The sequence below is a fragment of the Streptomyces sp. P9-A2 genome, from assembly GCF_036634175.1.
Lineage (GTDB): Bacteria > Actinomycetota > Actinomycetes > Streptomycetales > Streptomycetaceae > Streptomyces > Streptomyces pratens.
On record NZ_JAZIFX010000001.1, the window covers coordinates 3,415,477 to 3,439,044 of the forward strand.

At 70.4% G+C, this 23,568-nt stretch carries 24 protein-coding genes and 1 tRNA gene; 10 read left to right on the forward strand and 15 right to left on the reverse strand.

The features are described from left to right. Window positions 1–240: 240 nt before the first annotated feature. Window positions 241–3,591 carry a S8 family peptidase gene (locus V4Y04_RS15360; RefSeq protein WP_332428485.1) on the forward strand — a complete coding sequence of 1,117 codons (3,351 nt, stop codon included), beginning with the start codon at window positions 241–243 and terminating at the stop codon, window positions 3,589–3,591. A 24-nt stretch (window positions 3,592–3,615) separates the two neighbouring features. Here the strand turns inward: V4Y04_RS15360 and V4Y04_RS15365 are convergent, their stop codons facing one another. The 5 genes from V4Y04_RS15365 to V4Y04_RS15385 form a co-directional block, all read right to left on the reverse strand. Then, entirely contained in the window at window positions 3,616–4,221 is a 606-nt protein-coding gene (locus V4Y04_RS15365) for a SigE family RNA polymerase sigma factor (RefSeq protein WP_332428487.1), read from the reverse strand. Window positions 4,222–4,227: 6 nt separating this feature from the next. Further along, window positions 4,228–4,860, reverse strand: coding sequence for a class F sortase (locus tag V4Y04_RS15370; RefSeq protein WP_332428489.1), 633 nt, complete (start codon window positions 4,858–4,860; stop codon window positions 4,228–4,230). 65 nt (window positions 4,861–4,925) lie between these two features. Further along, window positions 4,926–5,354 (reverse strand): LPXTG cell wall anchor domain-containing protein, encoded by a 429-nt coding sequence (locus tag V4Y04_RS15375; RefSeq protein ID WP_332428491.1) that lies wholly within the window; start codon window positions 5,352–5,354, stop codon window positions 4,926–4,928. Between the two features lie 124 nt (window positions 5,355–5,478). Beyond that, window positions 5,479–7,521: a sensor histidine kinase gene (locus V4Y04_RS15380; protein WP_443080022.1), complete on the reverse strand. Its 2,043-nt coding sequence runs from the start codon at window positions 7,519–7,521 to the stop codon at window positions 5,479–5,481. Further along, window positions 7,508–8,278 carry a response regulator transcription factor gene (locus tag V4Y04_RS15385; RefSeq protein WP_332428493.1) on the reverse strand — a complete coding sequence of 257 codons (771 nt, stop codon included), beginning with the start codon at window positions 8,276–8,278 and terminating at the stop codon, window positions 7,508–7,510. Before V4Y04_RS15385 ends, V4Y04_RS15380 begins: the two co-directional genes overlap by 14 nt. 553 nt (window positions 8,279–8,831) lie before the next feature. On the opposite strand from V4Y04_RS15385, the gene V4Y04_RS15390 reads away from it, so the two are divergent. The 6 genes from V4Y04_RS15390 to V4Y04_RS15415 all read left to right on the forward strand — a co-directional run bounded on the left by V4Y04_RS15390 (window position 8,832) and on the right by V4Y04_RS15415 (window position 14,600). Further along, window positions 8,832–9,593, forward strand: coding sequence for a DeoR/GlpR family DNA-binding transcription regulator (locus V4Y04_RS15390; protein ID WP_332428494.1), 762 nt, complete (start codon window positions 8,832–8,834; stop codon window positions 9,591–9,593). Between the two features lie 207 nt (window positions 9,594–9,800). Further along, window positions 9,801–11,171: an ABC transporter substrate-binding protein gene (locus V4Y04_RS15395; RefSeq protein WP_332428495.1), complete on the forward strand. Its 1,371-nt coding sequence runs from the start codon at window positions 9,801–9,803 to the stop codon at window positions 11,169–11,171. 315 nt (window positions 11,172–11,486) lie between these two features. After that, window positions 11,487–12,452, forward strand: a complete 966-nt coding sequence (locus V4Y04_RS15400) for a carbohydrate ABC transporter permease (RefSeq protein ID WP_332428496.1) — start codon at window positions 11,487–11,489, stop codon at window positions 12,450–12,452. A gap of 92 nt (window positions 12,453–12,544) precedes the next feature. Beyond that, window positions 12,545–13,345, forward strand: coding sequence for a carbohydrate ABC transporter permease (locus tag V4Y04_RS15405; protein ID WP_332432855.1), 801 nt, complete (start codon window positions 12,545–12,547; stop codon window positions 13,343–13,345). Continuing rightward, window positions 13,342–14,331, forward strand: a complete 990-nt coding sequence (locus V4Y04_RS15410; RefSeq protein WP_332428497.1) for a zinc-dependent alcohol dehydrogenase family protein — start codon at window positions 13,342–13,344, stop codon at window positions 14,329–14,331. Before V4Y04_RS15405 ends, V4Y04_RS15410 begins: the two co-directional genes overlap by 4 nt. A gap of 193 nt (window positions 14,332–14,524) precedes the next feature. Then, window positions 14,525–14,600: transfer RNA gene (locus tag V4Y04_RS15415), tRNA-Arg, on the forward strand. Between the two features lie 55 nt (window positions 14,601–14,655). Here V4Y04_RS15415 and V4Y04_RS15420 read toward each other — a convergent pair. The 10 genes from V4Y04_RS15420 to V4Y04_RS15465 all read right to left on the reverse strand — a co-directional run bounded on the left by V4Y04_RS15420 (window position 14,656) and on the right by V4Y04_RS15465 (window position 20,883). Beyond that, window positions 14,656–15,819, reverse strand: coding sequence for a tyrosine-type recombinase/integrase (locus V4Y04_RS15420; protein ID WP_332428499.1), 1,164 nt, complete (start codon window positions 15,817–15,819; stop codon window positions 14,656–14,658). Continuing rightward, the gene (locus V4Y04_RS15425; RefSeq protein WP_332428500.1) at window positions 15,819–16,007 is read right to left on the reverse strand and encodes a helix-turn-helix domain-containing protein; all 189 of its coding nucleotides are present in this window, start codon (window positions 16,005–16,007) and stop codon (window positions 15,819–15,821) included. The genes V4Y04_RS15420 and V4Y04_RS15425 overlap by 1 nt, the downstream gene beginning before the upstream one ends. Beyond that, entirely contained in the window at window positions 16,004–17,383 is a 1,380-nt protein-coding gene (gene repSA / locus V4Y04_RS15430; protein ID WP_332432856.1) for a replication initiator protein RepSA, read from the reverse strand. Before repSA ends, V4Y04_RS15425 begins: the two co-directional genes overlap by 4 nt. A 110-nt stretch (window positions 17,384–17,493) precedes the next feature. Beyond that, window positions 17,494–17,811 (reverse strand): SpdD-like protein, encoded by a 318-nt coding sequence (locus tag V4Y04_RS15435; protein ID WP_332428502.1) that lies wholly within the window; start codon window positions 17,809–17,811, stop codon window positions 17,494–17,496. A gap of 38 nt (window positions 17,812–17,849) precedes the next feature. Continuing rightward, complete coding sequence (locus V4Y04_RS15440) at window positions 17,850–18,005, reverse strand: hypothetical protein (RefSeq protein ID WP_332428503.1); 156 nt, start codon at window positions 18,003–18,005, stop codon at window positions 17,850–17,852. 11 nt (window positions 18,006–18,016) lie between these two features. Then, window positions 18,017–18,208: a mobile element transfer protein gene (locus V4Y04_RS15445; RefSeq protein ID WP_332428504.1), complete on the reverse strand. Its 192-nt coding sequence runs from the start codon at window positions 18,206–18,208 to the stop codon at window positions 18,017–18,019. A 1-nt stretch (window position 18,209) separates the two neighbouring features. After that, the gene (locus V4Y04_RS15450; RefSeq protein ID WP_332428505.1) at window positions 18,210–18,404 is read right to left on the reverse strand and encodes a hypothetical protein; all 195 of its coding nucleotides are present in this window, start codon (window positions 18,402–18,404) and stop codon (window positions 18,210–18,212) included. A 21-nt stretch (window positions 18,405–18,425) separates the two neighbouring features. Then, window positions 18,426–19,109 (reverse strand): DUF2637 domain-containing protein, encoded by a 684-nt coding sequence (locus V4Y04_RS15455; protein WP_332428506.1) that lies wholly within the window; start codon window positions 19,107–19,109, stop codon window positions 18,426–18,428. An 85-nt stretch (window positions 19,110–19,194) separates the two neighbouring features. Further along, window positions 19,195–20,556 carry an FtsK/SpoIIIE domain-containing protein gene (locus V4Y04_RS15460; RefSeq protein WP_332428507.1) on the reverse strand — a complete coding sequence of 454 codons (1,362 nt, stop codon included), beginning with the start codon at window positions 20,554–20,556 and terminating at the stop codon, window positions 19,195–19,197. 3 nt (window positions 20,557–20,559) lie between these two features. Next, on the reverse strand, window positions 20,560–20,883 hold the full coding sequence (locus V4Y04_RS15465) for an SCO3933 family regulatory protein (RefSeq protein ID WP_332432857.1): 324 nt from the start codon (window positions 20,881–20,883) through the stop codon (window positions 20,560–20,562). A gap of 66 nt (window positions 20,884–20,949) precedes the next feature. On the opposite strand from V4Y04_RS15465, the gene V4Y04_RS15470 reads away from it, so the two are divergent. The 3 genes from V4Y04_RS15470 to V4Y04_RS15480 all read left to right on the forward strand — a co-directional run bounded on the left by V4Y04_RS15470 (window position 20,950) and on the right by V4Y04_RS15480 (window position 22,972). Then, on the forward strand, window positions 20,950–21,333 hold the full coding sequence (locus tag V4Y04_RS15470; protein ID WP_109383656.1) for a transposase: 384 nt from the start codon (window positions 20,950–20,952) through the stop codon (window positions 21,331–21,333). A 59-nt stretch (window positions 21,334–21,392) separates the two neighbouring features. Next, window positions 21,393–22,358, forward strand: a complete 966-nt coding sequence (locus V4Y04_RS15475) for an IS3 family transposase (protein WP_443080163.1) — start codon at window positions 21,393–21,395, stop codon at window positions 22,356–22,358. Between the two features lie 398 nt (window positions 22,359–22,756). Then, window positions 22,757–22,972, forward strand: a complete 216-nt coding sequence (locus tag V4Y04_RS15480; protein WP_065000148.1) for a hypothetical protein — start codon at window positions 22,757–22,759, stop codon at window positions 22,970–22,972. Window positions 22,973–23,568: the final 596 nt, after the last annotated feature.

Below are 23,568 nucleotides of genomic sequence, written 5' to 3' on the forward strand. Positions count from 1 at the left end.
GGAGCACGACCTTCACTACCTTCACGGCCTTCACGGCCTTCACGGCACGAGATCCCGCAGCCGTCGTTGCCACCAGGACTGACACCAAGGCAGCCACATAAGGCAGTTCGGCCCCAGGGGCACCAACTGTGGCCGGTATGCGGCCAACCGATCCCGAGTCCTTTTTCCCCTGCCTAGCCTGCACAACGATCGGCGGGCCCGGCCCGTCGTGTGTCGTGACGGACCGGTATGGAGGATTCCTTGAACTGGCGAAGACTGAGACTGGACGCGGCCGTGGCCGGCACCACGCTGGTACTGGCGCTGGCCGTCTTACCCACTGCTTCCGCCGCCACCCACTCCCCCTCCACGAACGAGTACAGCGCGGGCCCGGCTCCGGGTCAGCGCGCCCCGGGCAGCAGCTCGGTCACCTTGCTCACCGGGGACCAGGTGATGCTCGACGCCAAGGGATCCGTGTCCGCCGTGGTCCGCGCGCAGGGGCGCGAGAACATACCGGTACGCGTGTTCCAGCGGGGCACAGCGACGATGGTGGTGCCGCTGGACGTCCAGCCGCTGCTCGACGACGGGACCGTGGATGCCGGCCTGTTCGACGTCGCCGAACTCTCGCATCGGGCCTACAGGTCCTTCGACGGAATCCCCCTGATCGTCAGCTACGAGGGGGATGCGAAACCGAGCGCCAAGGTGCCGAGGAACGAGGACGGCGTTCGGGTACGCGCCCGGTTCGACACGCTGCGGGCGGAGGCACTGACGGTGCCTCATGAACATACCGAGTCGCTGTGGAAGACGCTCACCGACCGCGGACCGTCGAACGCGATGTCCCTGACGGCGGCTCCGGGGATCCGGTCCGTCTCCCTGGACCGGGTGAGGCAGGCCACCCTGGACAAGAGTGTCCGGCAAGTCGGCGCCGACCAGGCGTGGCAGGCGGGGTACGACGGAAAGGGAACGACGATCGCCGTGCTCGACACCGGGATCGAAGCCGATCACGGTGACTTCGACGGAAAGGTCCGGGACACGGCGAACTTCACCGACGAGGGAACCGGTGACACCGTCGGCCACGGCACCCACGTGGCGTCCACGGCCGCCGGTACCGGCGCGCGCTCGGGTGGTGTCCACCGTGGTGTGGCACCGGCCGCCGACCTCCTGGTGGGCAAGGTCCTCGGAGAGTTCGGCGCTCTCGACTCCTGGATCATCGAGGGGATGGAGTGGGCCGTCGCGCAGGGGGCCGACATCGTCAGCATGAGCCTGGGCGGGCCGGCGTCCACCGCCTACGACCCCCTGGTGGAGACACTCGACAAGCTGTCGAAGGACAACGGCACACTCTTCGTCGTGGCCGCGGGCAACGACGGGCCGACCGGGGGGACCGTGGGCTCGCCGGGCATTGCCCCGTCGGCACTGACCGTCGGCGCGGTCGACGACGAGGACAAGGTCGCCCGCTTCTCTTCGGTGGGGCCGAGCCCGGTCGACGGGGCGTTGAAGCCGGACCTGTCGGCTCCGGGCGTTCAGATCGCGGCGGCAGCGGCCGCGGGCAGTGAGATGGAGCTGACGGGCACACCCGTCGCGGACGGGTATGTGGCCCTCGACGGGACGTCCATGGCCACTCCGCATGTGGCGGGCGCCGCCGCTCTGCTCCTGCAGAAGCACCCCGACTGGACCGGGGAACAGCTCAAGCGGGCCCTGATGGCCTCCGCCGCCGAGGTCGAGGCCGCTCCCGTCCGGACCGGCACCGGCAGGCTGGACGTTCCCGGTGCCCTCCACCAGACCGTCACGGCTGACGCCAACACCCTCGACTTCGGCAGCGTCACGCACGCTGACGCCCGTGCCGACCGCATCACCAGGACGGTCACCTACCGCAACAGCGGCCCGACCGATCTCACTCTGGACCTGGACCTCTCCACGACCGCGACGGGCGGCGGCAGCGGCCCCGGGAAGCTGTTCTCCCTCGGCGCGAAGTCGGTGACCGTCCCCGCCCTGGGCAGCGCGACGGTCGACGTCACCGCCGATCCCACCACGCTGGCCGAGGCCGGCCCCGGCGACTACGGCATCGTCGTCACCGGAACCGCCAAATCCACCGGAACCGCCGGTGACCAGCGGATCCGCACCGCAGGCAGTCTCGCGGTCGAAGCCGAGAAGGCAGACATCACCCTGCGGATCACCGGGGCCGACGGCGAACCCGCCGACGACGCGCGAGCGTTCGTCGTGAGCGAGACCGACGGATTCAACGCACTCAGCAAGGACGGCACGGTCCGCGGAAGCGTCGAGCACGGCGACTACCTCATCGAGGTCGTCTCGCCCGACCTGTACGGCAGCAGCAGCGGCACGAGGATCGACTGGGCGATGGTGCCAAGGCTGACCGTCGACGGCCCTACGGAGCTGAAGGTGGACCTTCGCGAGACGAAGCGGCTGGACTTCACCGCCCCCCACCCCGACGCCCGGCTCGAGGAGCTGGCCACCACCTACCACTCGCCCGGACTCAGCAACTGGTCCTGGTACTTCGGCGCTCCCGAAGAAGGCGTCCACTCCCTGTCGATGACCGACAGCCCGTCCGACAGCCCGTCCAGCAGCCCGTCCGACACGTCGTTCCGCCTCGCGCTGCACTCCTACCACTCGGGGCCCGGCAACCGGCGCTACCACGGCTATCGCGAGGTCCGAGGAGGCTTCCCCACCGGCCTGGTCAACCGTCCCGGACTCGGGGACATGGCCCGGGTCACCGCTGCCACGGGCACCCGCGCACAGGGGGCCGACGGCTGGATGGGCGCCGCTCCCGAGAGCTTCGGGCTGGGCGTGGGCGCCGCGGTGCGCCTGCCGGCCGAGACCACCCTGTGGCTCCAGTCCGGCACGTCCTGGAGCCTGTCGAGCCTGCAGTACGACACCGAGGACTCCCCCGTGCAGGCCTCGAACCACCGCTCCGAGGTGTACGCCCCGGGCAAGAGGTTCGCGCGCACGCTCAACGTAGGTGTCTTCGGCCCCGTCTTCCACCAGGACGCCGGCTTCTTCCAGTCCGGTCATCTGCTCGAAGGGACGCTCTCCCTCTTCGCTCCCGGCACCGCCGAGTCCGGCTGGGCGGAGTCCGGCCCGGGCAGCACCCGCGTCTATCGCGACGGCGAACTCGTCCGCGACCTGAAGGTGCCCGTGCAGGGTCTCGCCTTCGGAATCGGCGACGAGCGGGCCGAGTACCGCATCGTCTCCTCGGCCTCCCGGAACGAGCTGGGATACACGGACGTCTCCCGCGAGGTCACGGTCGACTACACGTTCATGGCCGGGCCCACCGCCGGCGAGGCATGGGAACCGGTCGCCGGCCCGCTGGCCGTGCGCTACTCCCCCGAACTCACCGTGGACAACACCGCGCCCGGAGGCAAGGAGAACTTCCGTGTCCCGGTGACGGTCCAGGGAGGCACGGCCAGGTCGCTGAAGATCGAGACGTCCACCGACGGCGGGACCCACTGGACCACCGTCCACGACGGGGTGGGAGACATCACCGACGTCACGGTCCACAACCCGCCCGCCCACGGCACGGTGTCACTGCGCGCCACGGCAGTCGACGCCGACGGCAACCGCAGTGTCCAGACCATTCTCGACGCCTACCCGACCCACTGAACCGCCCTTCCCCGCCGTGCGCCGTCAGGACGCACGGCGGGGAAGGGCGTACCCCCGGCCCCTCGACCGGGCCCCGGCCCCCGGCCTCTGAATCCCTGACCTCGCATCCCGCATCCCGGATCCCGGATCCCGGATGTCCATCCGCTCGACCGCCTGCCGCAGCCGGTGCAGGCCCCTGGCGGTATGGCTCTTGACCGTGCCCGTCGACATGCCGAGTGCGCGTGCGGTCCGTTCCACACTCCAGTCGCCCCAGAAACGCAGGACCAGAACGGCCCGGCAGCGCGGCGGCACGGTCATCAGCGCCGCCCGCAGCATGAGACTCAGGTCCGTCCCGGACGCGGGGTCCCGGCTCGTACCGGGTTCCGGCACCTCGCGCACGGGCTCCTCACCGGCCCCGGCACGACGGCGGTGAGTGGTGTCGGCACGGGCGAGGAGGACACGCGCGTACGTGACCGCCGTACTCCGGTATCGCACGGTGCCCCAGACGGCATACAGCTCCAGCAGAGCCGTCTGGGTCAGATCCTGTGCGTCGTGCCAATTCCCGCACAGGGCATAGGCACTTCGTCCCAGCTCCTGCTGCCGTTGGTGGACGAACTGCCGGAACTCCCGCTCCAGGACCGTGTCCACCATCGGCCGTCAGCCGTGTTCGAGCGTCGCGTACACGATGAGGTTGTCCACCGTGTGCCCCTGCGCGTCATAGGCGCCGTCGCAGGTGATCAGGCGCAGGACGCGGTCGTCGGTGACGCCGTACACCTTCTCCGTGGGAAAGGCCTTCTTGTCGACGGCTTCCTTCGCGGTGACGGTGAAGTGCCGGGTGGTGCCGCCGTCGAGGCGTACGGCTATGCCGGTGCCGGGACGGACGGTGTGCAGGTCGTGGAAGACCGCCCGGCCGTGGCGGGTCTCGTTGTGGCCGATGATGACGGCCGCTCCGGGCTCACCGGGCACGGCACCCCCGGTGTACCAGCCGGCCGTCATGCCCTTCTCGGCCGGCGGGACCTCGACGGTGCCGTCCGGGTTGAGGCCGAGCGACAGCAGCGAGCTGTCCACGTCCAGCGACGGGATGGACACCCGTACGGGCACCCCGCTCGTGGTGGTGACGTCGGCGGACTCGGAGGGCGACACGCCGTTCCTGCCCGCCTCCGTGGCCGAGGCAGAGGAGGTGGAGGTGGTGGAGGAGGAGGGTGTGGTGGCCGGGGCACAGGCGGTGAGCAGGGCGGCATGGGTGACGAGCAGCACGGCCACCGCCGTACGGGTGTTCATGCGGCGCATGGGGCTTCCGGTTTCTCCTGCGGCGGCGCCCGCTGAGCGGGCGCCGCCTGGACACGGGGAGGTGGTCAGTGCTGCGTGGAACGGCGCCGGTACACCACGATGCCCGCGCCGGCGAGCAGGGCCACGGCGCCGGCCATGGAGCCGAGGGCGACGGGCGTGTTGCTGCTGCCGGTCCCGGGGCTCTCTCCGGCGGCGACGCCGCCGCGCGGCAGCACCGTTGCGTCATCGCCCAGTTTCCCGGTTTCCTCGACCCGGCGCTTACTCTCCTCCTCGGCCTCCGGCACGGCCGGCGTGGGCTCGGCCACGTCGGCCCGGTCCTCCGCCGGCACGGGGGCGGCGTCTCCCGGCGCGGGGGCGGCTTCTTCCGGCGCGGGGGCGACCGGCGTGGAGGCGGCGACCGCCGGAGTGGTGGCCGTCGTGGTCGCGGCGAGGGCGACGCCGGCCGGGGCGAGCACCCCGGCGGCCAGGGCTCCCGCCACGAGGGCAGTACGCAAGGACGAACGGTAGGTCATGGTGCCTCTCCGATGTCTGATCGATCGTGCGGTGGAATCGAGCGACAGACTGGCGCACCGTTGTCAAGAAGTTGTCAGTTCCCTGTGCGCATCGCATCAGGGAACATCAGGGCCGGCCCGCACCCTCCTCCCGGGGCACGGGGAGCCGCAGGGCGAAGACGGAACCTGAGCCCGGTGCACTGGTCACCGTCACCGAACCGCCGTGGGCCTCCGCGAGCTTGCGCACGATGGCGAGGCCCAGGCCGCTGCCTCCGGTGCGGCGGTTGCGGGACTTGTCCGCACGCCAGAAGCGGTCGAAGAGGTGGGGCAGGTCGGCCGGATCGATGCCGCTGCCCGTGTCGGCGACCTCCACGACCACGGTGCGGCCGGTGCCGGTGCCGATGCCGATGCCCCTGTCGGCACCGGTGCGGGCGTCGTCGGTGCGGTGTTCGTCGGTACGGGCGCGGAGCGTGACCGTACCGCCCTCTCCGGTGTGCCGGATCGCGTTGGAGACGAGGTTGGCGACGGCCTGCCGCAACCGCACCGGGTCCGCAGACAGGGACGGCACCCGGGCCGCCGGGTCCTCGACCAGGAGCGTGACGCCCGCCGCGTCCGCGCGGAGCTGGTGGGCCGTGGCGACCTGGTGCAGCACGTCCCGCACCCGCAGCGGTTCCGGGTTCAGGCGCAGCGCCCCGGCGTCCGCCGCGGCCAGGTCCTGCAGGTCGTCGATGATGTGCTGCAGTTGTACGGCTTCCTCCAGGAGGGAGTCGACAAAGGCGGGGTCGGCTTCGGCCACTCCGTCCTGGGCCGCCTCCAGCCAGCCGCGGATGGTGCTGAGCGGGGTGCGCAGTTCGTGGGCGACGTCGCTCACCATGGCCTTGCGCTGCCGCTCCATGCGTTCGCGGTGGGCCGCCATCTGGTTGAAGGCCTCGGCCAGCCGTCCGATCTCGTTGTCCGTGGTCACCGGAACGGGTTGGATGTCGCGGCCGTCGCGAAGCCGCTGGGCCGCTCCCGTCAGCGCCCGCAACGGGCTTACCAGCCGGATTCCGGCGAAGATCGACGCACCGACGGTCAGAGCCAGGACCAGCGCGGCGACTCCGGCGATCTTCGCGGTGTTGACGGGTGACAGGTCGAGGCCGGGCACGGTCCGGCCGCCGGTGTCCCCGATGAACAGCAGAGCGGGCGGGGCGACATAGGAGGCGAGCTGTTCGCGGCGGGCCGTGCCCACGCAGGAGTCCACCTCGTCGTCCGCGGGGACGGCTTCCGCGGGAACGACTTCCGCGGGGACGGGTGCGGGGTCGGTGGTGTCCCGGCCGTCGTCGGACAAGGGCGGGCCCGGACGCCAGGTCAGGTCCAGGAACAGACTGACCTCGGTGTCGTGTTCGCGACGCCGCAGGCATTCGTTGGTCAGCCGGTTCAGCTCCTTGAGCGCCACGGCCTCGGTCCGTGTGGGCTCGGTCAGAGGCGGCACCACGCAACTGGAGTACTGCGTGAGGTCGCCGTCGGATCCCTTGACCTCGATGCCGGAGCGTCCGCTCGGGCTCACCACGATCTCCGCGGTGATTCCGCTCGACCGCAGACACGACAGGCTGCGGGCGGCGTCCTCGCGCAGTGCCATCCGCTCGGCGGCGGGCACACGGAACGGGCCCACCGCCCGTGCGTCGATCCGGTCCGTGGCCCGGCGCGATGCCGCGGTCCCCGGAGTGGCCTGCCCGTCCCCGGTCAGCGAGGTTTCCACGGACAGCGGGTCGACGGTCGCCGACTCGCGCGCGGCGAGGGACGTCCGGTCCCGCGGCCCCGCCGATTCCGCGAGGGGCCGGCGCTGCGGTGTGGTCAGGGTGATGCGCCGCCCCGACTCCCGGGCGAGCTCGCGTACGGTCGGCTGCACCCCGTCCCAGTCCGGGTGCGTGGCCGCGTACCCCAGCAGGGTGCTGTAGATCCGCGTGTCGTCCGCGAGGTTCTGCCCCTCCTCCTGTCTGATCGCCACGGACGTGGTCTGCACGGCGAGCCATGCGGTCGCGGCCACGGAGCACGTCGCGACCAGCGCGCTCACGCCCAGGAACCGGCCGAGCAGGCTCCGTCGCAACGGCGGCCTGCGGCTGCCACGCCCTCCACGCCGGTCCGTGGCCCGTTCACGCGCCCGGTCCGGCGCCCTTCTACGCCGGGGCACTGCCGGTCCGTCGGGCCGGGTCGGTCAGCTTGTAGCCGACCCCGAACACCGTGAGCAGTCGTACGGGGCGGCGCGGAGCGGGCTCGATCTTCTTGCGGAGATTCATGATGTGCATGTCCACCGTGCGGTCGCTGATGTACTTGTCGAAGCCGTGCAGTTCGGCAAGGAGCCGCCGGCGCTCGAAGACCCGGTCGGGCTCCGCGGCCAGCGCCGCCAGCAGCCGGAACTCGCTCGGGGTGCACACCACGGGCCTGCCCTCGACGCTGATCTCGTGCCGCAGGGGGTCGAGTGCGAGCGTGCCGACGGTGAGCACGTCGGAGTCCCGCGCACCAGAGCCCTGCCCGCCCGGATCCTGCGCTCCCCCGTCCGCCGTACCCGGTGGGCCGGCCCACCGGGTACGGCGGAGCAGCGTGCGGACCCGGGCCATCAGCTCACGCGGGCTGTACGGCTTGGTGACGTAGTCGTCGGCGCCCAGGTCGAGGCCGAGGAGCAGATCGTCCTCCGTGGTGCGGGCCGTCAGCATCAGGACCGGCACCTCACGGGCCTCGGCGCGCAGCACCCGCAGCACGTCCAGGCCGTCGGTCCGCGGCATCATCACGTCGAGAACGAGCAGGTCCGGCGCCGCACGGCGGACTTCCTCCAGGGCGGCGCGACCGTCCCCCACGACCGTGACGCGGTGACCCTCCCGTTCCAGATAGCGGCGGATCAACTCCGCCTGTTTCCCGTCGTCCTCGGCTACTACGACATGTGCGCACACCTGTTTGATCCTAGGGCCCCGGGCCGGCGTCCCGCCCCGTTACGCCGTACCCCGAGGCACCACGACGCACCACGACGCACCATGACGGATCACAGGACGCATCACCGGACGCCACGAGCCACCAAAAGACACCATGTCGCGCCCCGTCGCGCCGCGACTCGCCTCCCACTCTTTTTTCGCTCGTCCAGAGTGCCCCGAGGCGCTCCAGGACCTCGTTACGCGCCAGTACACCCCCTTCCCGGACGGCCCGAGGAGCCGAATCGGCGCCCCCCGCCGCCGAGCGCAGACAGGAAACGGGCACGGTTTCGGGCACACCGGGTCGGGATCATGCTCGGTCTCTGGCCTGAAAACACCCCTGCCTGCGGGAACGGGCACAGCGAATCGGGCACATACGGTCATGGATCGTGTGGCGTTTTACCTGTTCATAACCGTGTGCGTACCCCGTAAATAGTCCGCATGAGTCCGAACGGACCGGACTCAGTGGGGCGCGAACGCGCCACACACAAACGGACCGACCGGGTGTCGGCCTGAGTCGCGCAATGGGGGTGTCACCGTGGACGCCGAAGAACGCCGCCGCTCCATCCTGGAGGTGACGCGCCGTACCGGCGCGGTGGATGTCGCGAGGACCGCCGCCGAACTGAGCATCTCCAAGGAAACCGTTCGGCGGGACCTGAACCTGCTGGCCGCCCACGGGCTGGTGCGCCGGACCCACGGCGGCGCCCACCCCGTCGAGAGCTCCGGCTTCGAGACGACCCTCTCCTACCGCACCACCAGCCAGGTCAAGGAGAAGAAGCGGATCGCCGCCGCGGCCGTGGACCTGCTCGGTGACGCGAAGACGGTGTACATCGACGAGGGCTTCACCCCGCAGCTCATCGCCGCCGCCCTCCCCCGCGACCGGCCGCTGACCGTGATCACCTCGTCCCTCGCCGCGGCCGGCACCCTGGCCTCCGTCGAGAACATCACCGTGCTGCTGCTCGGTGGCCGCATCCGCGGCGCCACCCTGGCGACCGTCGATCACTGGGCCACCCACACGCTGTCCGACCTCGTCATCGACCTGGCCTACGTCGGCGCGAACGGCATCTCCCGCCAATGGGGGCTCACCACTCCGAACCCCGCGGTGAGCGATGTGAAGACGCACGTCATGACCGTGTCCCGGCGCCGGATCTTCTCCGGCGTCCACAGCAAGTTCGGAGCGACCAGTTTCTGCCGGTTCGCCGGGATCGGGGACCTGGAGGCGATCGTCACCGACACCGGGCTTCCCGCCTCCGAAGCCCATCGCTACGTCCTCCTGGGGCCGCAGGTCATCCGGGTCTGACCGACCGCTCCCCCGCCCCACAACCGCCACGCCACTGCCCCGTCACCGCCGCACCACTGCCCCGACTCCCGCCCCCACCACTGCCCCGATTCCGGCCCCACCACCACCGCTACACCCGATACACCTCACCACCACCGCTTCACCACGCACTCGCCCGACCGGGCGCGGGTCTCCCCCGCTCTCGAACGAACACCTCTGGAGCCAACCATGCCCAACCAGAAAACCACCCGGGTCCGCAGAAGCACCCGCGCCGTGCTGGTCGCCGTCTCCGCGGGCTCACTGCTGGCCGCGTGCAGCGGGGCCGGCGGGTCGAGTCCGGAAGCCGGCGGCGAGAGCATCAACGTCCTCATGGTCGGCAACCCTCAGATGGAGGACATAGCGAAGCTGACGAAGGACACGTTCACCAAGGACACCGGCATCAAGGTCAACTTCACGATCCTTCCCGAGAACGAACTGCGCGACAAGGTCACCCAGGACATCGCCACCCAGGCCGGCCAGTACGACGTTGCCACCATCGGCGCCTACGAGGTGCCCATCTGGAACAAGAACGGCTGGCTGCAGGAGCTGAGCTCCTACGCCGACAAGGACACCGCCTTCGACAAGAAGGACCTGCTCAACCCCATGGTCCAGTCGCTGTCCGGTGAGGACGAGAAGCTGTACGCGCTTCCGTTCTACGGCGAGTCGTCCTTCCTCATGTACAACAAGGAGGTCATGGAGGAGAAGGGCATCACCGTGCCCGAGCGGCCGACCTGGGAGCAGGTCGCCGACATCGCCGCCAAGGCCGACGGAGCACGCCCCGGCATGAAGGGCATCTGTCTGCGCGGCCTGGCCGGCTGGGGCGAGCTCGGCGCGTCGCTGTCCACGGTGGTCAACACCTTCGGCGGCACCTGGTTCGACAAGGACTGGAACGCCCAGGTCGACAGCCCCGAGTTCAAGAAGGCGACCGACTTCTACGTCAACCTCGTCAAGAAGCACGGCCAGGCGGGCGCGGCGCAGTCCGGGTTCACCGAGTGCCTCAACGCGATGAGCCAGGGCAAGGTCGCCATGTGGTACGACGCGACCAGCGCGGCCGGTTCGCTGGAGGACGCCAGCTCCAGCAAGATCGCGGGCAAGGTCGGCTACGCCTACGCGCCGGTGAACAAGACGGACAGCTCCGGCTGGCTGTGGACCTGGGCGTGGGCGATGCCGAAGACCACCAAGAAGGCCGACGCCGCGTCGAAGTTCATGCTCTGGGCGTCCGGCAAGGACTACGAGAAGCTCGTCGGCGAGAAGCTGGGCTGGTCGCGCGTCCCGGCCGGCAAGCGGGCCAGCACCTACGAGATCCCCGAGTACAAGGAAGCGGCCTCGGCCTTCGGTGACATCACCCTCAAGTCCATCGAGCAGGCGGACCCGACGAACCCCGGTGTGCAGCCGCGGCCCACGGTCGGCGTCCAGTTCGTGGCCGTGCCCGAGTTCCAGGACCTCGGCACCAAGGTGACGCAGGACATCTCCGCGGCCATCGCCGGCAAGACCAGCGTGGACGAGGCCCTGACCAACGGCCAGAAGCTCGCGGAGGAAGTCGCCAAGAACTACCGGTGACCCGCCGGTCGGTGACCACCACCAGGTGACCACCGGTCGGTGACCCGGTGACCACGCCGGTGCCCCCTCGCCCGTCGGACACCGGTGCGCCGGCGCACCGACAGACAGAGTCCGCCGGCGCACGACGCCCACCGTCGCACGACGTCCGATATCCGGCATCCGGCATCCGGCAGAGCACGCGTCCGGCACGTACACCGCCCGCCCGCGCCGGCCGAGGACCCCCGTACATCCGTATCCCGTACGAGGGCCTTCGGCCGGTGCACCGGGCACCGCTTCCCCATACCCGGCCGCAACCGGCCGGCTCAAGGACCCCTCATGACCACGCTCACTCCCGCACCCAACGCGGTGCGCAAAGACCCCCCGCACCGGCCGGGCAGGCGCGAATCGCTGAACAAGTGGCGGCGCCGCGTACCGCTGCTGCCGGCGCTGATCTTCACGATCATCGTCACGCAGCTGCCGTTCGTGGCCACGCTCGTGATCTCCACCTTCCAGTGGAACATCCTCAAGCCGGGCGAACGGCACTTCACCGGCCTGTCCAACTACGCCTTCGTCTTCACCGACGAGCGGCTGCGCGCGGCGGTCCTGAACACCATCCTGCTCACCGCGTCGGTGGTGATCATCAGCGTGCTCCTCGGACTGGGCCTGGCGATGCTCCTCGACCGCCGCTTCCCCGGCCGGGGCCTGGCCCGCACCCTGCTCATCACGCCGTTCCTGGTCATGCCGGTCGCCGCCGCACTGCTGTGGAAGCACGCCATCTACAACCCCGACTACGGCCTCCTCAACGGCACCCTGAACGCCGTCTACCGCCTCTTCGGAGCCGAGAACGGACCCACCATCGACTGGCTGTCGAACTCGGCGATGCCCGCCGTGATCGTCGCGCTGGTGTGGCAGTGGACGCCGTTCATGATGCTCATCCTGCTGGCCGGTCTCCAGGCCCAGCCCGGCGACGTACTGGAGGCCGCCCGGGTCGACGGCGCCTCGGCGCGGCAGACCTTCCTCCACATCACCCTGCCCCACCTGCGGCAGTACATCGAACTGGGCGTCCTGCTCGGGACCATCTACGTCGTGCAGACCTTCGACGCGGTCTTCACCATCACCCAGGGCGGCCCCGGCTCGCAGACCACGAACCTCCCCTACGAGATCTACCTGACCATGTTCCGCAAGTACGAGTACGGCGAGGCGGCCGCCGCCGGCGTGGTCGTGGTGATCGGCGCCATCGTCATCGCCACGTTCGCCCTGCGCACCATCGCGTCCCTGTTCCGTGAGGAGGTCTCCCGGTGACCACCACCCAGACGGCACCGGCCGCCGCCCCCGCGGCCGGGCCCAAGAAGTTCCGCCGCAAGAACACCGAGGGCGACCAGGGCTCGCCGCGGCTGACCCCGGTGTGGACCTTCGTCGCCTGGCTCGCCACGCTGGCCTTCTTCGCGCCGGTGGCCTGGATGGTGCTGACCAGCTTCCACCAGGAGGCCGACGCCGCCACCAACCCGCCCAGTCTGCTCGCGCCCTTCACCCTGGACCAGTACGAACTGCTGCTGGGCCGCGACATCACGCCGTTCCTGCTCAACTCGGCCATGGCGAGCGTCTTTTCGACCCTGCTCGTGCTCGCCCTCTCGATCCCGGCGGCCTACGCGCTGTCCATCAAGCCGGTCGAGAAGTGGACCGACGTGATGTTCTTCTTCCTGTCGACGAAGTTCCTGCCCGTCATCGCGGCGCTGCTGCCGGTGTACCTGATCGTCAAGGACGCCGGGATGCTGGACAACGTCTGGACGTTGGTCGTCCTCTACACCGCGATGAACCTGCCGATCGCGGTGTGGATGATGCGCTCCTTCCTCGCCGAAGTACCCAAGGAGATCCTGGAGGCCGCCGAGGTCGACGGCGCCGGACTGCCCACGGTGCTGCTGCGCATCGTCGGCCCCGTCGCCGTGCCCGGGATCGCCGCCACCGCGCTGATCTGCTTCATCTTCAGCTGGAACGAGTTCCTGTTCGCCGTCAACCTCACCGCCACCAAAGCCTCCACCGCCCCGGTGTTCCTCGTCGGGTTCATCACCAACGAGGGGCTCTTCCTCGCCCGTCTGTGCGCCGCCGCCACCCTGGTGTCCCTGCCCGTCCTCATCGCCGGCTGGGCCGCCCAGGACAAGCTGGTCCGCGGTCTGTCCCTAGGAGCAGTCAAGTGAAAGCCGCCCTCATCGAAGCCCCCGGCAAGGTCATCGTCACCACGGTGCCCGACCCCACCCCAGGACCGCGCGACGTGGTGGTCGAGGTCGCGGCCTGCGGGCTGTGCGGCACCGATCTGCACATCCTCCAGGGCGAGTTCGCACCCAAGCTGCCCATCGTCCCCGGCCACGAGTTCGCCGGCGAGGTGGTCGGCATCGGCTCCCAGGTCACCGAGGTGTCGCTCGGCGACCAGGTCGCCGTGGACCCCTCCCTGTACTGCTACGAGTGCCGCCACTGCCGCAACGGCCACAACAACATGTGCGAGCGCTGGGCCGCGATCGGCGTCACCACGGCGGGCGGGGCCGCCCAGTACGCGGTGGCCCCGGTGGCGAACTGCGTCAAACTGCCCGAACACGTCCGCACCCAGGACGCGGCCCTGATCGAGCCCCTCTCCTGCGCGGTCCGCGGCTACGACGTCCTGCAGTCCCGCCTCGGCGCACACGTCCTGATCTACGGCTCCGGAACCATGGGCCTGATGATGCTGGAACTGGCCAAGCGGACCGGCGCGGCGAGTGTGGACATGGTGGACCTCAACCCGGCCCGTCTGGAGACCGCCCGGCAGCTGGGCGTCTCCGCCTCGGCGGCGGACCCGGACGAACTGGACCGCCCCCAGGGCTGGGACCTCGTCATCGACGCCACGGGCAACGCGGCGGCGATCCAGGACGGCCTGGAGCGCGTGTCCAAGGCGGGCACCTTCCTGCAGTTCGGCGTCGCCGACTACGCGACCCGCGTGACGATCGACCCGTACCGCATCTACAACCAGGAGATCACCATCACCGGCTCGATGGCCGTCCTGCACAGCTTCGAACGCGCCGCGGACCTCTTCGCCACCGGAGTGCTCGACCCGGACATCTTCATCAGCCACCGCCTCCCCCTCGACACCTACCCCGAGGCCCTGGCCCAGTTCGCCTCCGGCCAGGGCCGCAAAATCATCATCACCCCCTGACGCGGGTGGGGAGGGGGCCGGGCGGGCGCCCGCCCGGCCCCCTGCCCTTATACCGACGACTCTCACCGTCACGTATCCGCTACGCTGTCCCTGGTCGGTCATTGGTACGCCGCGCCGCGCGACCGAGCAAGACCGCGGAGCACCCCGCACCATGTCCGACCAGTGGGCTTGCCCCCTCACAGGGGACGCCTTCGCCTTCGTAGCTCAGGGGATAGAGCACCGCTCTCCTAAAGCGGGTGTCGCAGGTTCGAATCCTGCCGGGGGCACCAGCCAAAAGGCCCCGGACCGATCATGGTCCGGGGCCTTTGACATCTACTTCTGACATCAACGCGGGCGGTCACTCACAACCGGCCGCCGCTTGAGCAGCCGATCCATGTGGCTGATGGCCTCGCGCTGAGTGTCCTGCACGACGTGCGTGTACACGTCCATGGTGATGCTGATCTGACTGTGCCCGAGGATCTCCATCACGACGCGAGGCGCGACCCCGGCCGCCGTGAGGAGAGTCGCGGTGCCGTGCCGGGCGTCGTGCAGCCGGATCACGCGGAGGCCGGCGGACTCAGCGACACGGGTGAAGGAGCGGTAGACGTTCCGCGGCTCGACCTGGCGACCGGTGCGGGTGGTGAAGACGTAGCCCGATTCATGCCACTGCTCCCCCGCTTTAACGCGAGCGGCGGACTGGCGCATCCGGTGCCGGCGCAGCGGGGCGATGCAGAGCGCGGGCAAAGGGACGACGCGTCGACGGCGGCTCTTGGGATCGTCGTCGTACAGGACACCACGGCGGCGCTGCGTCTGTTGGCGGACGTAGAGGACACGGCTTTCGAGGTCGAGGTCAGACCAGCGGAGACCGATGATCTCTCCCCGGCGGAGCCCCATGGCGATGGCGAGCACGAAGGCCGCGTACAGCGGGTCCTTGCGGGAGGCCGCTAGGAAGTCGAGTGTCTCGTCGAGGGTCCAGGGCTTCAGTTCGCGGTTGTCGGTGCGGGGCAGCTCGAAGAGCTTGGCAACGTTGCGCGTGATCAGTTCCTCGCGGCAGGCGGAGGAGAGCGCCGATCGCAGGACGCGGTGGGATTCCTTGGCGGTCGCCGCGGTCGTCTCCTTCTCCAGGCGGACGAGGAAGCGGCGCACGTCGGCGACGCCGAGGGATTCGAGCCGCTTGGCGCCGAGCAGGGGCACCAGGTAGAGCCGGACGTGTGCCTCGTACTTGTCGTACGTGCTGAGCTTCCGCCGAGGCTTGATGACGTTGTCCAGCCAGTACGGCAGCCACTCGGAGAGCTTGGCCGAGCGGGTGGGCACGGGCACGCCCTGGTCGACCTTGGCGAGCAGCTCCCGGCGCTTGGCGTCGCACTCGGCCCAGGTCTTGCCGTAGGCGAACTTGCGGGCACGGGTGCCGTCCGGCTGAAGGACGTAGACCGCGCACTGATAGCGGCCGTCCTTGCGCTTGGTGATGGTGCCCGCACCGTTCGGATTGCGCTTGCGCTGGCCGGCCATCAGGCAGCCTCCTCGATCCGGTCAAGGATGAAGTCACGTACGGCATCGGTGGGGATCCGGCGGGCACCATCGATCTTGATCGAGACCAGGCGACGCGAGCGGATCAGGTCGTAGACCTTGGAGCGTCCGACCTTGAGCCGCGTCATGACTTCCGGCACGGTCAGCAGATCAGGTGCTGCGGTGGTCATGCTGCGGCTCCTTCCTGGGCGATCTGGTCACGTAGGGCTTCGCGGGCGGTTTCACGGTTGAGCTGGAGGTCTCGGGCGGTGGTGGCCGCGAGGGCGGATTCACCGGGGGTGTGGCCGTGTCCGGCGTACTGCCAGTCGGTCAGGACGAGGACGGTCTCCGGCTCGCGGTCGTCCAGGCGGAAGGCGGCGGCATCCTGTGCGGCGCGGTAGTCGGCGCGTGCCTGGCGGAGGGCACCGAGGGTGGTGGAATAGCGGCGGGACTTTGAGGAAAAGTGGCCGCGAAAGCCGAGCATGTGAGCCCAGGCCCACAGCCGCCGGTCGGGATAGAGCGGGTCGAGGGCGCGGCATGCGGTGATCAGGCGGCGGGTGTGGTCGGGCACGCCGTGGCGGTCGAGTTCGGCGAGTTCACCGATGCGGCGGTCCAGGGTGCCGGTGTTCTCGGCTGCCTTGGTCGCGTACTTGGCGACGTACGAGGCAACCGCCTGCTCTGTAATGTCGGAGCCGTCCCCGAACGCCTTCACCGGCCGGACGTCGAGCTGTGCCCCCCAGCGGAACGACCGGGCGGGCTGGTCCCCGGCGGCCGGGACCGAGACCGACGTATAGGAGTGCGCCGCAGCCGCATGGATCGCGTCGGCGAGGAGATCGACCGTGGCCCAGGCGGGTGGCGGCGACTCAGCGCCCTCGGGTCCGTCGATGCGGATCACGGCGTGGAGGTGCAGGGCGCCACGCTTCTGGAATTCGGCGACCTTGCCGTACGAGACGCGGATTCGGTCAGCGAGTTCCCGGGGGGAAAGGCTGGCACGGGCGGCGAGTTCACGGCGCAGTCGTGTGGTGAAGCGCTGCCAGAGCTGTCCGGCGTGGTTGTTGAACAGGACGGATCCGGCGTAGTCGTACGTGGCCGGGTCCAGGGCGGTGCCCAGCTCCGGGGCGTCCGGGGCGTGTTGGGTGCCGCAGCGGCAGACGCCTCGGTCGGGCCGGTTGTGGACCGGGCCGAAGGACGGGGCGGTGAGGGTGGCGAAGACCCGCGGGTGGTCGCGGACGGTGGCGGGGATGTCGCGGCGGTCGTCACCGGCCAGGCCGGCACGGATGAGGTGATAGGTGTCGCCCGCGTACGTCCAGGCGCAGGAGGGGCAGCGGGAGGCCCGGCGGTTGCCGCAGGCGAGGCGGAGACGTCCGCCGGGCTCACCGGCGGTGGAGTAGTGGTGCAGGGTCTCGCCGGTGGTCTTGTCCTTGTGGAGGACCCAGCCGGTCAGGTGGATCGGGTCGGCGCAGCCGCCGGTACGGCGGATCTGGTCCTCCCAGCGCGCGTAGTCGGAGGCCGAGGCCACCCTCAGCAGGTCGCCGAGGGTGGTCGGGTCGAGCAGCGGCTCAGGCACGGGCGAGGCGCGATGCGCCATGCTGGGTTCTTCCTTCCGGTTGTGAGATCGGACAGGGACGGCTCCCGGGCGGCGGATGCTTGGCGGTATCGAGGCCGCCCGGGGGCCGGTCAGCGACGCTTGGCGTCGGCGTTGACGAGCGAGCGGATCACCAGGGCGCAGACGGCGACCGAGGCGCCGGTGATGGCGACCGCCAGGAGCATGGAGACCAGGACGGCGCCGACGACCAGGACGACGGCGGTGCCGCCGCCGACGAGGGCGAGCGCGGTGCCGGGGGTGAGTTGCACCGTGGGCCGGGGCGGTGCCGGTGCGACCGGAGCGGGCGGCGGTGCCTGAGTGCTCGGGATGACGGCGGTCGGCTCGATCGCCACGGTCGGCGAGGCCTGGAGGGTGGGTGTGGGGTTGGTCGGGACCTTCGGGCGAAGCATCGGTGTTCTCCTTTCGGGGCGGGCGACGTGGTGGCGGACTACTTGGTGAAGCTGTCGATGACGGGGGCAAGCACGCTGTCGGCGAGCAGGAAGCCGCCGAGGAGGAGTACGGCGATGAGCCACCAGGGCGGGCGGATGAGCTTGACGCCGAGGTAGCCGACGACCAGCAGGGCGAGCCAGAGCGGAACGTCCATGGGTCGGCCTCCTAGCGAGCGCGGCAGCGGTGGGTGCGGGCGGCGAGCTGTGCGGCGGAACGGCTGGAGTAGTCGGCGGACCAGCCGCAGTCGTCGGCGCTGCACACGGCGGCGTGCTTGGTCCGGCCGTGGCGGTCGCGGTGGGTGCCGATCTGCACGGGACCGATCCGCATCACGGAGTGGAAGAAGTCGCGGGCGGGCATGTCAGTCGGTCTCCTCTCGGGTCAGGGCCGGGTCGGGGAAGGTGGCGCGGATACCGGCGGCGGTGGCCGGGTCGGGGGTGCGCTGGGCGGCTTCCTCGGCGAGCAGGTGGGCGAGGTAGGGGCGGTTCGCGGCGGTCATCTCGCGGGCGCTGTCGAGGTAGTCGGCGGCGGTCAGGTCGGCCGGGTCACGGGTCATCGGCCGTTTCTCCCTTCCTGGTCAGGTGAGTTGGGCGGCGATGGCGTCGGCCAGGTGCGGCGGGACGCCGAGGCGGGTGCGGAGGGTGTCGGTGTCGATCGGGGCACCGGTGCGGGCGTGGTGGTCGTCGGCGACCTTGCGGGCGTGGTCGACCAGCGCGGCCGGGACCGGTACGGCCGGGGGCGGTTCGGCGGTGGGCAGGGCCGGGGGTTCATCGGGTACGGGGGCCGCGACAGGTTCGGGCACCGGGTCCGGCTCAGCAGCGGCGGCCGGTTCGGGCTGCACCTGGGGTGCCGGGTCCGGATCCGGGGCGGAGGACGCTGGCGGTGGCGACGAGGGGCCCGCGGATGAGTGGGCGAGGAGGGTGCCGCCCATGAAGGCCAGGGCGGGCCAGGCGGCGACGAGGATGCGCAGCCAGGCCGGGACGTCATTGAGGTCGAGGAGTCCGGCGGTGGCGACGTTGGCGCCGAGCGAGGCGACCAGGGCGATGAGGAACCAGCACCAGGCCAGCCGGGACGGCCCGTCGGTACGCAGCCGGCGCCAGGCGGCGACCAGGAGCAGGCCTACGGAGACGGGGTAGGCCCAGGCTTTCCAGCCGTCCTGTCCGGCAGCGGCGGCGAGGTCGTGCAGGTGGGCGAAGGACAGTGCCCCGGCAATGACGGCCTGGACGAGTACGGCGTCGATGCGGAGAGCGGGGCGGGCCATCACGGCTCCTTCCTGTGATGAGGCATGGCGGGGGTAGGGACGTGGCGCGAAGGGTGGTCGCGCTGACCGTGGCAGCGGGGGTGGGTCAGGCGGTGGCGGGGGCTGTCTTGGACAGCGGCACACGGGCCGACGGCAGCGGGGCGACCGCGGGCCGGAACGCGGCCAGGGCGGGCACGTCAGGGGTGCGGTCGGCGTGCTTGTTGCAGGTGTTCACGGCCTGGCGCAGCGAGGTGTGCGGGGCGCGGATGCGGTGCCAGCCGCCGGTGGAGTCCCCGGCGATGGCGATGCCGCGCGTCTCGGCGGGGATCTGGATGGCGGCCAGGACGGCATCCGGGGCGATGTCGCCGAAGGCCATGTTCGCGCTGGTCTCGTCGTTGACGCGGTGCGCGGTACGGCCGGTGAGCTGGGCGCGGAGCATGGTGATGCCCTTGCCGAGTTCGGAGCCGAAGCGCTGCCCGCAGATCTCCAGGTAGACGCCGGCCGCGCGGCCGAGCTGGGCCAGGCGAACCAGGGCGGTGATGATCCGGTCCCGGCGCTTCTCCTCCTCCTTACTGGCGAACAGCGCGAGTTCGGCCACCTCGTCGACCAGGACCACGACCGGCACCGGCCGCAGGTCTTCGGGCAGGTCCCAGATGTCGGCGGCGATCTCGGCATCCGGCACGTCAGCGGTGATCCGCTGCTCGGCCCGGATGAGCCGATACACCTCCCCCATGTGGGACACCAGCGCCTCCAGCAGCTCCAGCGCGGTATCCGGGTTGTCGGCCAGCGCGGAGAACCGGCGGGCCAGGGGGAACAGCTCCACCCCCTGTTTGCAGTCGATGCCGACCAGCGCGACGTGTTGCGGGGCAAGGCCGGCGACGAGGTTGCGCTGATAGACGGACTTGCCGGACTCCGTGGCCCCGAGGGTCAGGCCGTGCGGCACGGCCCGGTAGTCGCGGTAGTGGACAGAGCCGTCCTCCCGCAAAGCCACCGGGACCCGCATCGGACGGGCCTCGGTCTCGGCGGGCATCTGCACCCGCTTGAGCACGTCGTATCCGGTCATCCGGATCTCGACGACACCCGAGCGCAGCTCACGGGAGGTGACGCCGTACATCCCGAAGGAGTGGCGCAGCCGGTCCGTGGCGGCGGCGACATCGAAGGCATCCTGACCGGGTCGGAGCTTGAGCCGGAGGACCAGGCCGGTGCGGGTGGGCCGCAGGCGCAGGATGCGCAGTGAACGGGACTCCGGCACCGGACGGTTGGCCATCCGGGCCAGCGCCAGACGCCAGCGCGAGGGCGGGACCGTCAGGCCGCAGGCGTCCATGACCGAGGCGTAGCGGACCAGGACCCGCAACACGGCGAGGGCGACCCCGAAGGTCAGCCAGTACCAGGCGGGGCGCCGCCACCGCAGGAGACCCGCAGCGACGACGACCAGCAACAGCAGCAGTAAGACCGTCGGCCATGCCATGGCTCAGGCCGCCTTGGGGGCCGAGCCCGCAGCGGCCAGCGAGGTGACGGCAACCGCGCGAAAGGCGATCCCGTGCCGCTTCTGGCCGTTGAACTCGTTCTCCCACGGCCGGGCGATCAGCCCCGTGAGCGCGACCGGGGTACCCATGACCAGCTCGCCGGAGATGCCGGTCTCGGGGACGGTGATGGAAAGGATCTCCACCTCGTCGTTGGCCGCGAACATCACGTCGACCGTCATCAGCTTGACGCCGGTCTCCATGTCGGTGGCGATCTCACCGGTACGACGGTCCTTCACCTTCGGCTGCGGGGTCTTGGCCCTCTCTGTCAGCCTTGGGTGAGACGTCCCGCTTCGGCGGGTTAGCCTGAGAGGGCACGACAGGAGAACCACCCCCTCATGACCAGCAGCAAGTCCGCCGGATCCGACCCGGCTCCCCGGCCGAAGCGCCGCACTTTCAGCCCGGAGTACAAGCTGCGGATCGTGGCCGAGTACGACGCCGCCCCGCAGAACGAGAAGGGCGCGGTCCTGCGCCGCGAGCGGCTGTACCACTCGCATGTGAAGGAGTGGCGGGCAGCGCGGGATGCCGGGGCTCTGGAGAAGCTGGTCGACCAGCGTACCGGCCCGGCGAGGCCGAAGAAGTCTGCCGCCGAGGCGGAGAACGAGAAACTGCGCCGCCAGGTGGAGCGTCTGGAGAAGGAACTGGCGCGGAACAAGGCCGCGCTGGAGGTTATGGGAAAAGCTTCCGCGCTCTTGGAAATGATCTCCGAGGGCGCGGACTGAACGCTGCCGTCACCCCGGTGGCCGATGACGCGTTCACCGGCGTCGAGGGCGTGCTGGGTGTGACTGCGGCGTGCCGGCTGACCGGCCGCTCGCGGGCCACCCACTACCGCCGGCTGCGTCCGGCGCCACCACGCCGGCCCCGCAAGCCGCAGGTCCAGCCCTCGGCCCTGACGGCCGAAGAACGGTCTGCGGTACTGGAGTTGATGAACAGCGACGAGTACGCCGAACTGGCGCCCGCGCAGATCTGGGCCCGCGAGCTGGATGCCGGGCGCTACCACTGCTCGGTCTCCACGATGTACCGGATCCTGCGCGAGAAGGGCCAGTCCGGCGAGCGCCGAAGACAGGCCACCCACCCCGCCCAGGCGGTGCCCGAACTGGTGGCCACCGCCCCGTCGCAGGTGTTCACCTGGGACATCACCAAGGCGGCCGGACCGGCAAAGGGCATCTGGTATCACGCCTACGTCATCATCGACATCTTCAGCCGCTACATCGTCGGCCACACCGTCGAGGCCGCTGAATCGGCCGAACGGGCCGAGGAGTTGATCCGCGAGACCATCGTCCGCAACGGGATCGTGCCCGAGACCGTGCACGCCGACCGCGGCACCTCGATGACGAGCAAGAAGGTCTCCCAGCTGCTGATCGACCTCGGGGTGACAAGGTCGCACTCGCGGCCGAAGGTCTCCAACGACAACCCCTACAGCGAGGCCCAGTTCAAGACCACGAAGTACATGTCGGACTATCCCGAACGGTTCGACTCGCTGGCCCACGCCCGCGAATGGTTCGACGCCTTCATCGCGTACTACAACCACGAGCACCGGCACTCGGGCATCGGCTGGCACACACCCGCCTCCGTCCACTTCGGGACCGCCGAGGAGGTCCGCGACCAGCGCGCGGTCACCCTCGCCGAGGCATACGCCCGCCACCCCGAACGCTTCGGCCGCCGCCCCCGACCACCCGAGATACCCCAGACGGCCTGGATCAACGACCCGTCCAAGCGCCGCGAACCCGCACCACAAACCTCATAGCATCACGACCGTCTCACTGGACTTGAAATCTTCCGCTCCGCCGGGCGCGCTTCCCGGCTCCGCTGCGGGCGACGCTCCTGCCTCCGGCCCGCTCCGCCCGCGCTGCGCCGACGCGGGCCCACTGGTGGATAGGGCCGGTGGCCATGAGTCGATCACCGCATAGAGCGGCCCACGGCCAAGACGATGGTTGCGGACGCTGCCCCCTCCGGAACAACGAAGAGACCACCCATCCGGCCGGGGTGGTCTCTTCGTTCCAGGGCCTGTCCGACGGGTCGCGTCACCGACCCCGCACCCGACAGCACTGTCACCCGAATGGCCCAACATGACGTGCCACCCACATGGGTGAACATCAAGCTGATTAGTGCCCCAACCGAGGCAATCCGTGAAAGGCGAACCAAATGCGCATTCGACGAATCCTCGCCGCAGTCATCGCCACGGCAGCCCTCGCCGGACTCGGCCTCACAGGCGCTGCCACCGCCACCGCCGGCAGCGTCACCTCGCCCGGCAGCGTCACCCCGGGTGAGTGCACGGACGGCGGCGGAACGATCGATCGGTCGACGCCCGTGCTCCCGACCTGCAGGGGCGGTATGTACGACGGGCAGACGGTCGACTAAACCCCACTAGGGCCTGTTGCGAAAGTGGATCGGCGCCCCGCAGCCACGCGCTGCGGGGCGCTCCCTCGCGAGCGTAGCCGGGAGAGTCGCAGGGACTGTGCCGACCCGTCGGGCACGCCAGGTCCGAGTCGGCCCGGAAGCACGCGGCGGGCGGGAGCTCCCGAACGCCGTCGCGCGCGAGCGCAGCGAGCTGCCAAGGTTTGCGCGGCCGTAGGCCGCACCTCTGTTACTGAGGCAAGAAGCCGGGGGTTCCTTGCCCAAGCTCGCGGAGGCGAGCGAGGTAGTCCGCCTCCGGCGGGGGACCGGCCGGCACCGGGATGGAGGGGGCACCGTTCCCGACCGCGGGCCCGTAGTGGCGTGCGCGGGGAGCTCCCATCCCGACCACCACCGACCCAGGCAAAGCCGAGCAGACGCGGCCCCTGGCGTCCAGGTCGTTCGTACAGTGGCGCGCTCCACCTGGACGCCAGGGACCACGCCCGCTCCACGGTGTGTGGGTCGACGGCGGACGGGATGGGAGCCGGGGTGAGTGGTGGGCTGAGGAGGATGATGCCGCCATGTCAGATGAATCGAGACGCCCGCTCAGCGAGCTCCGTGAA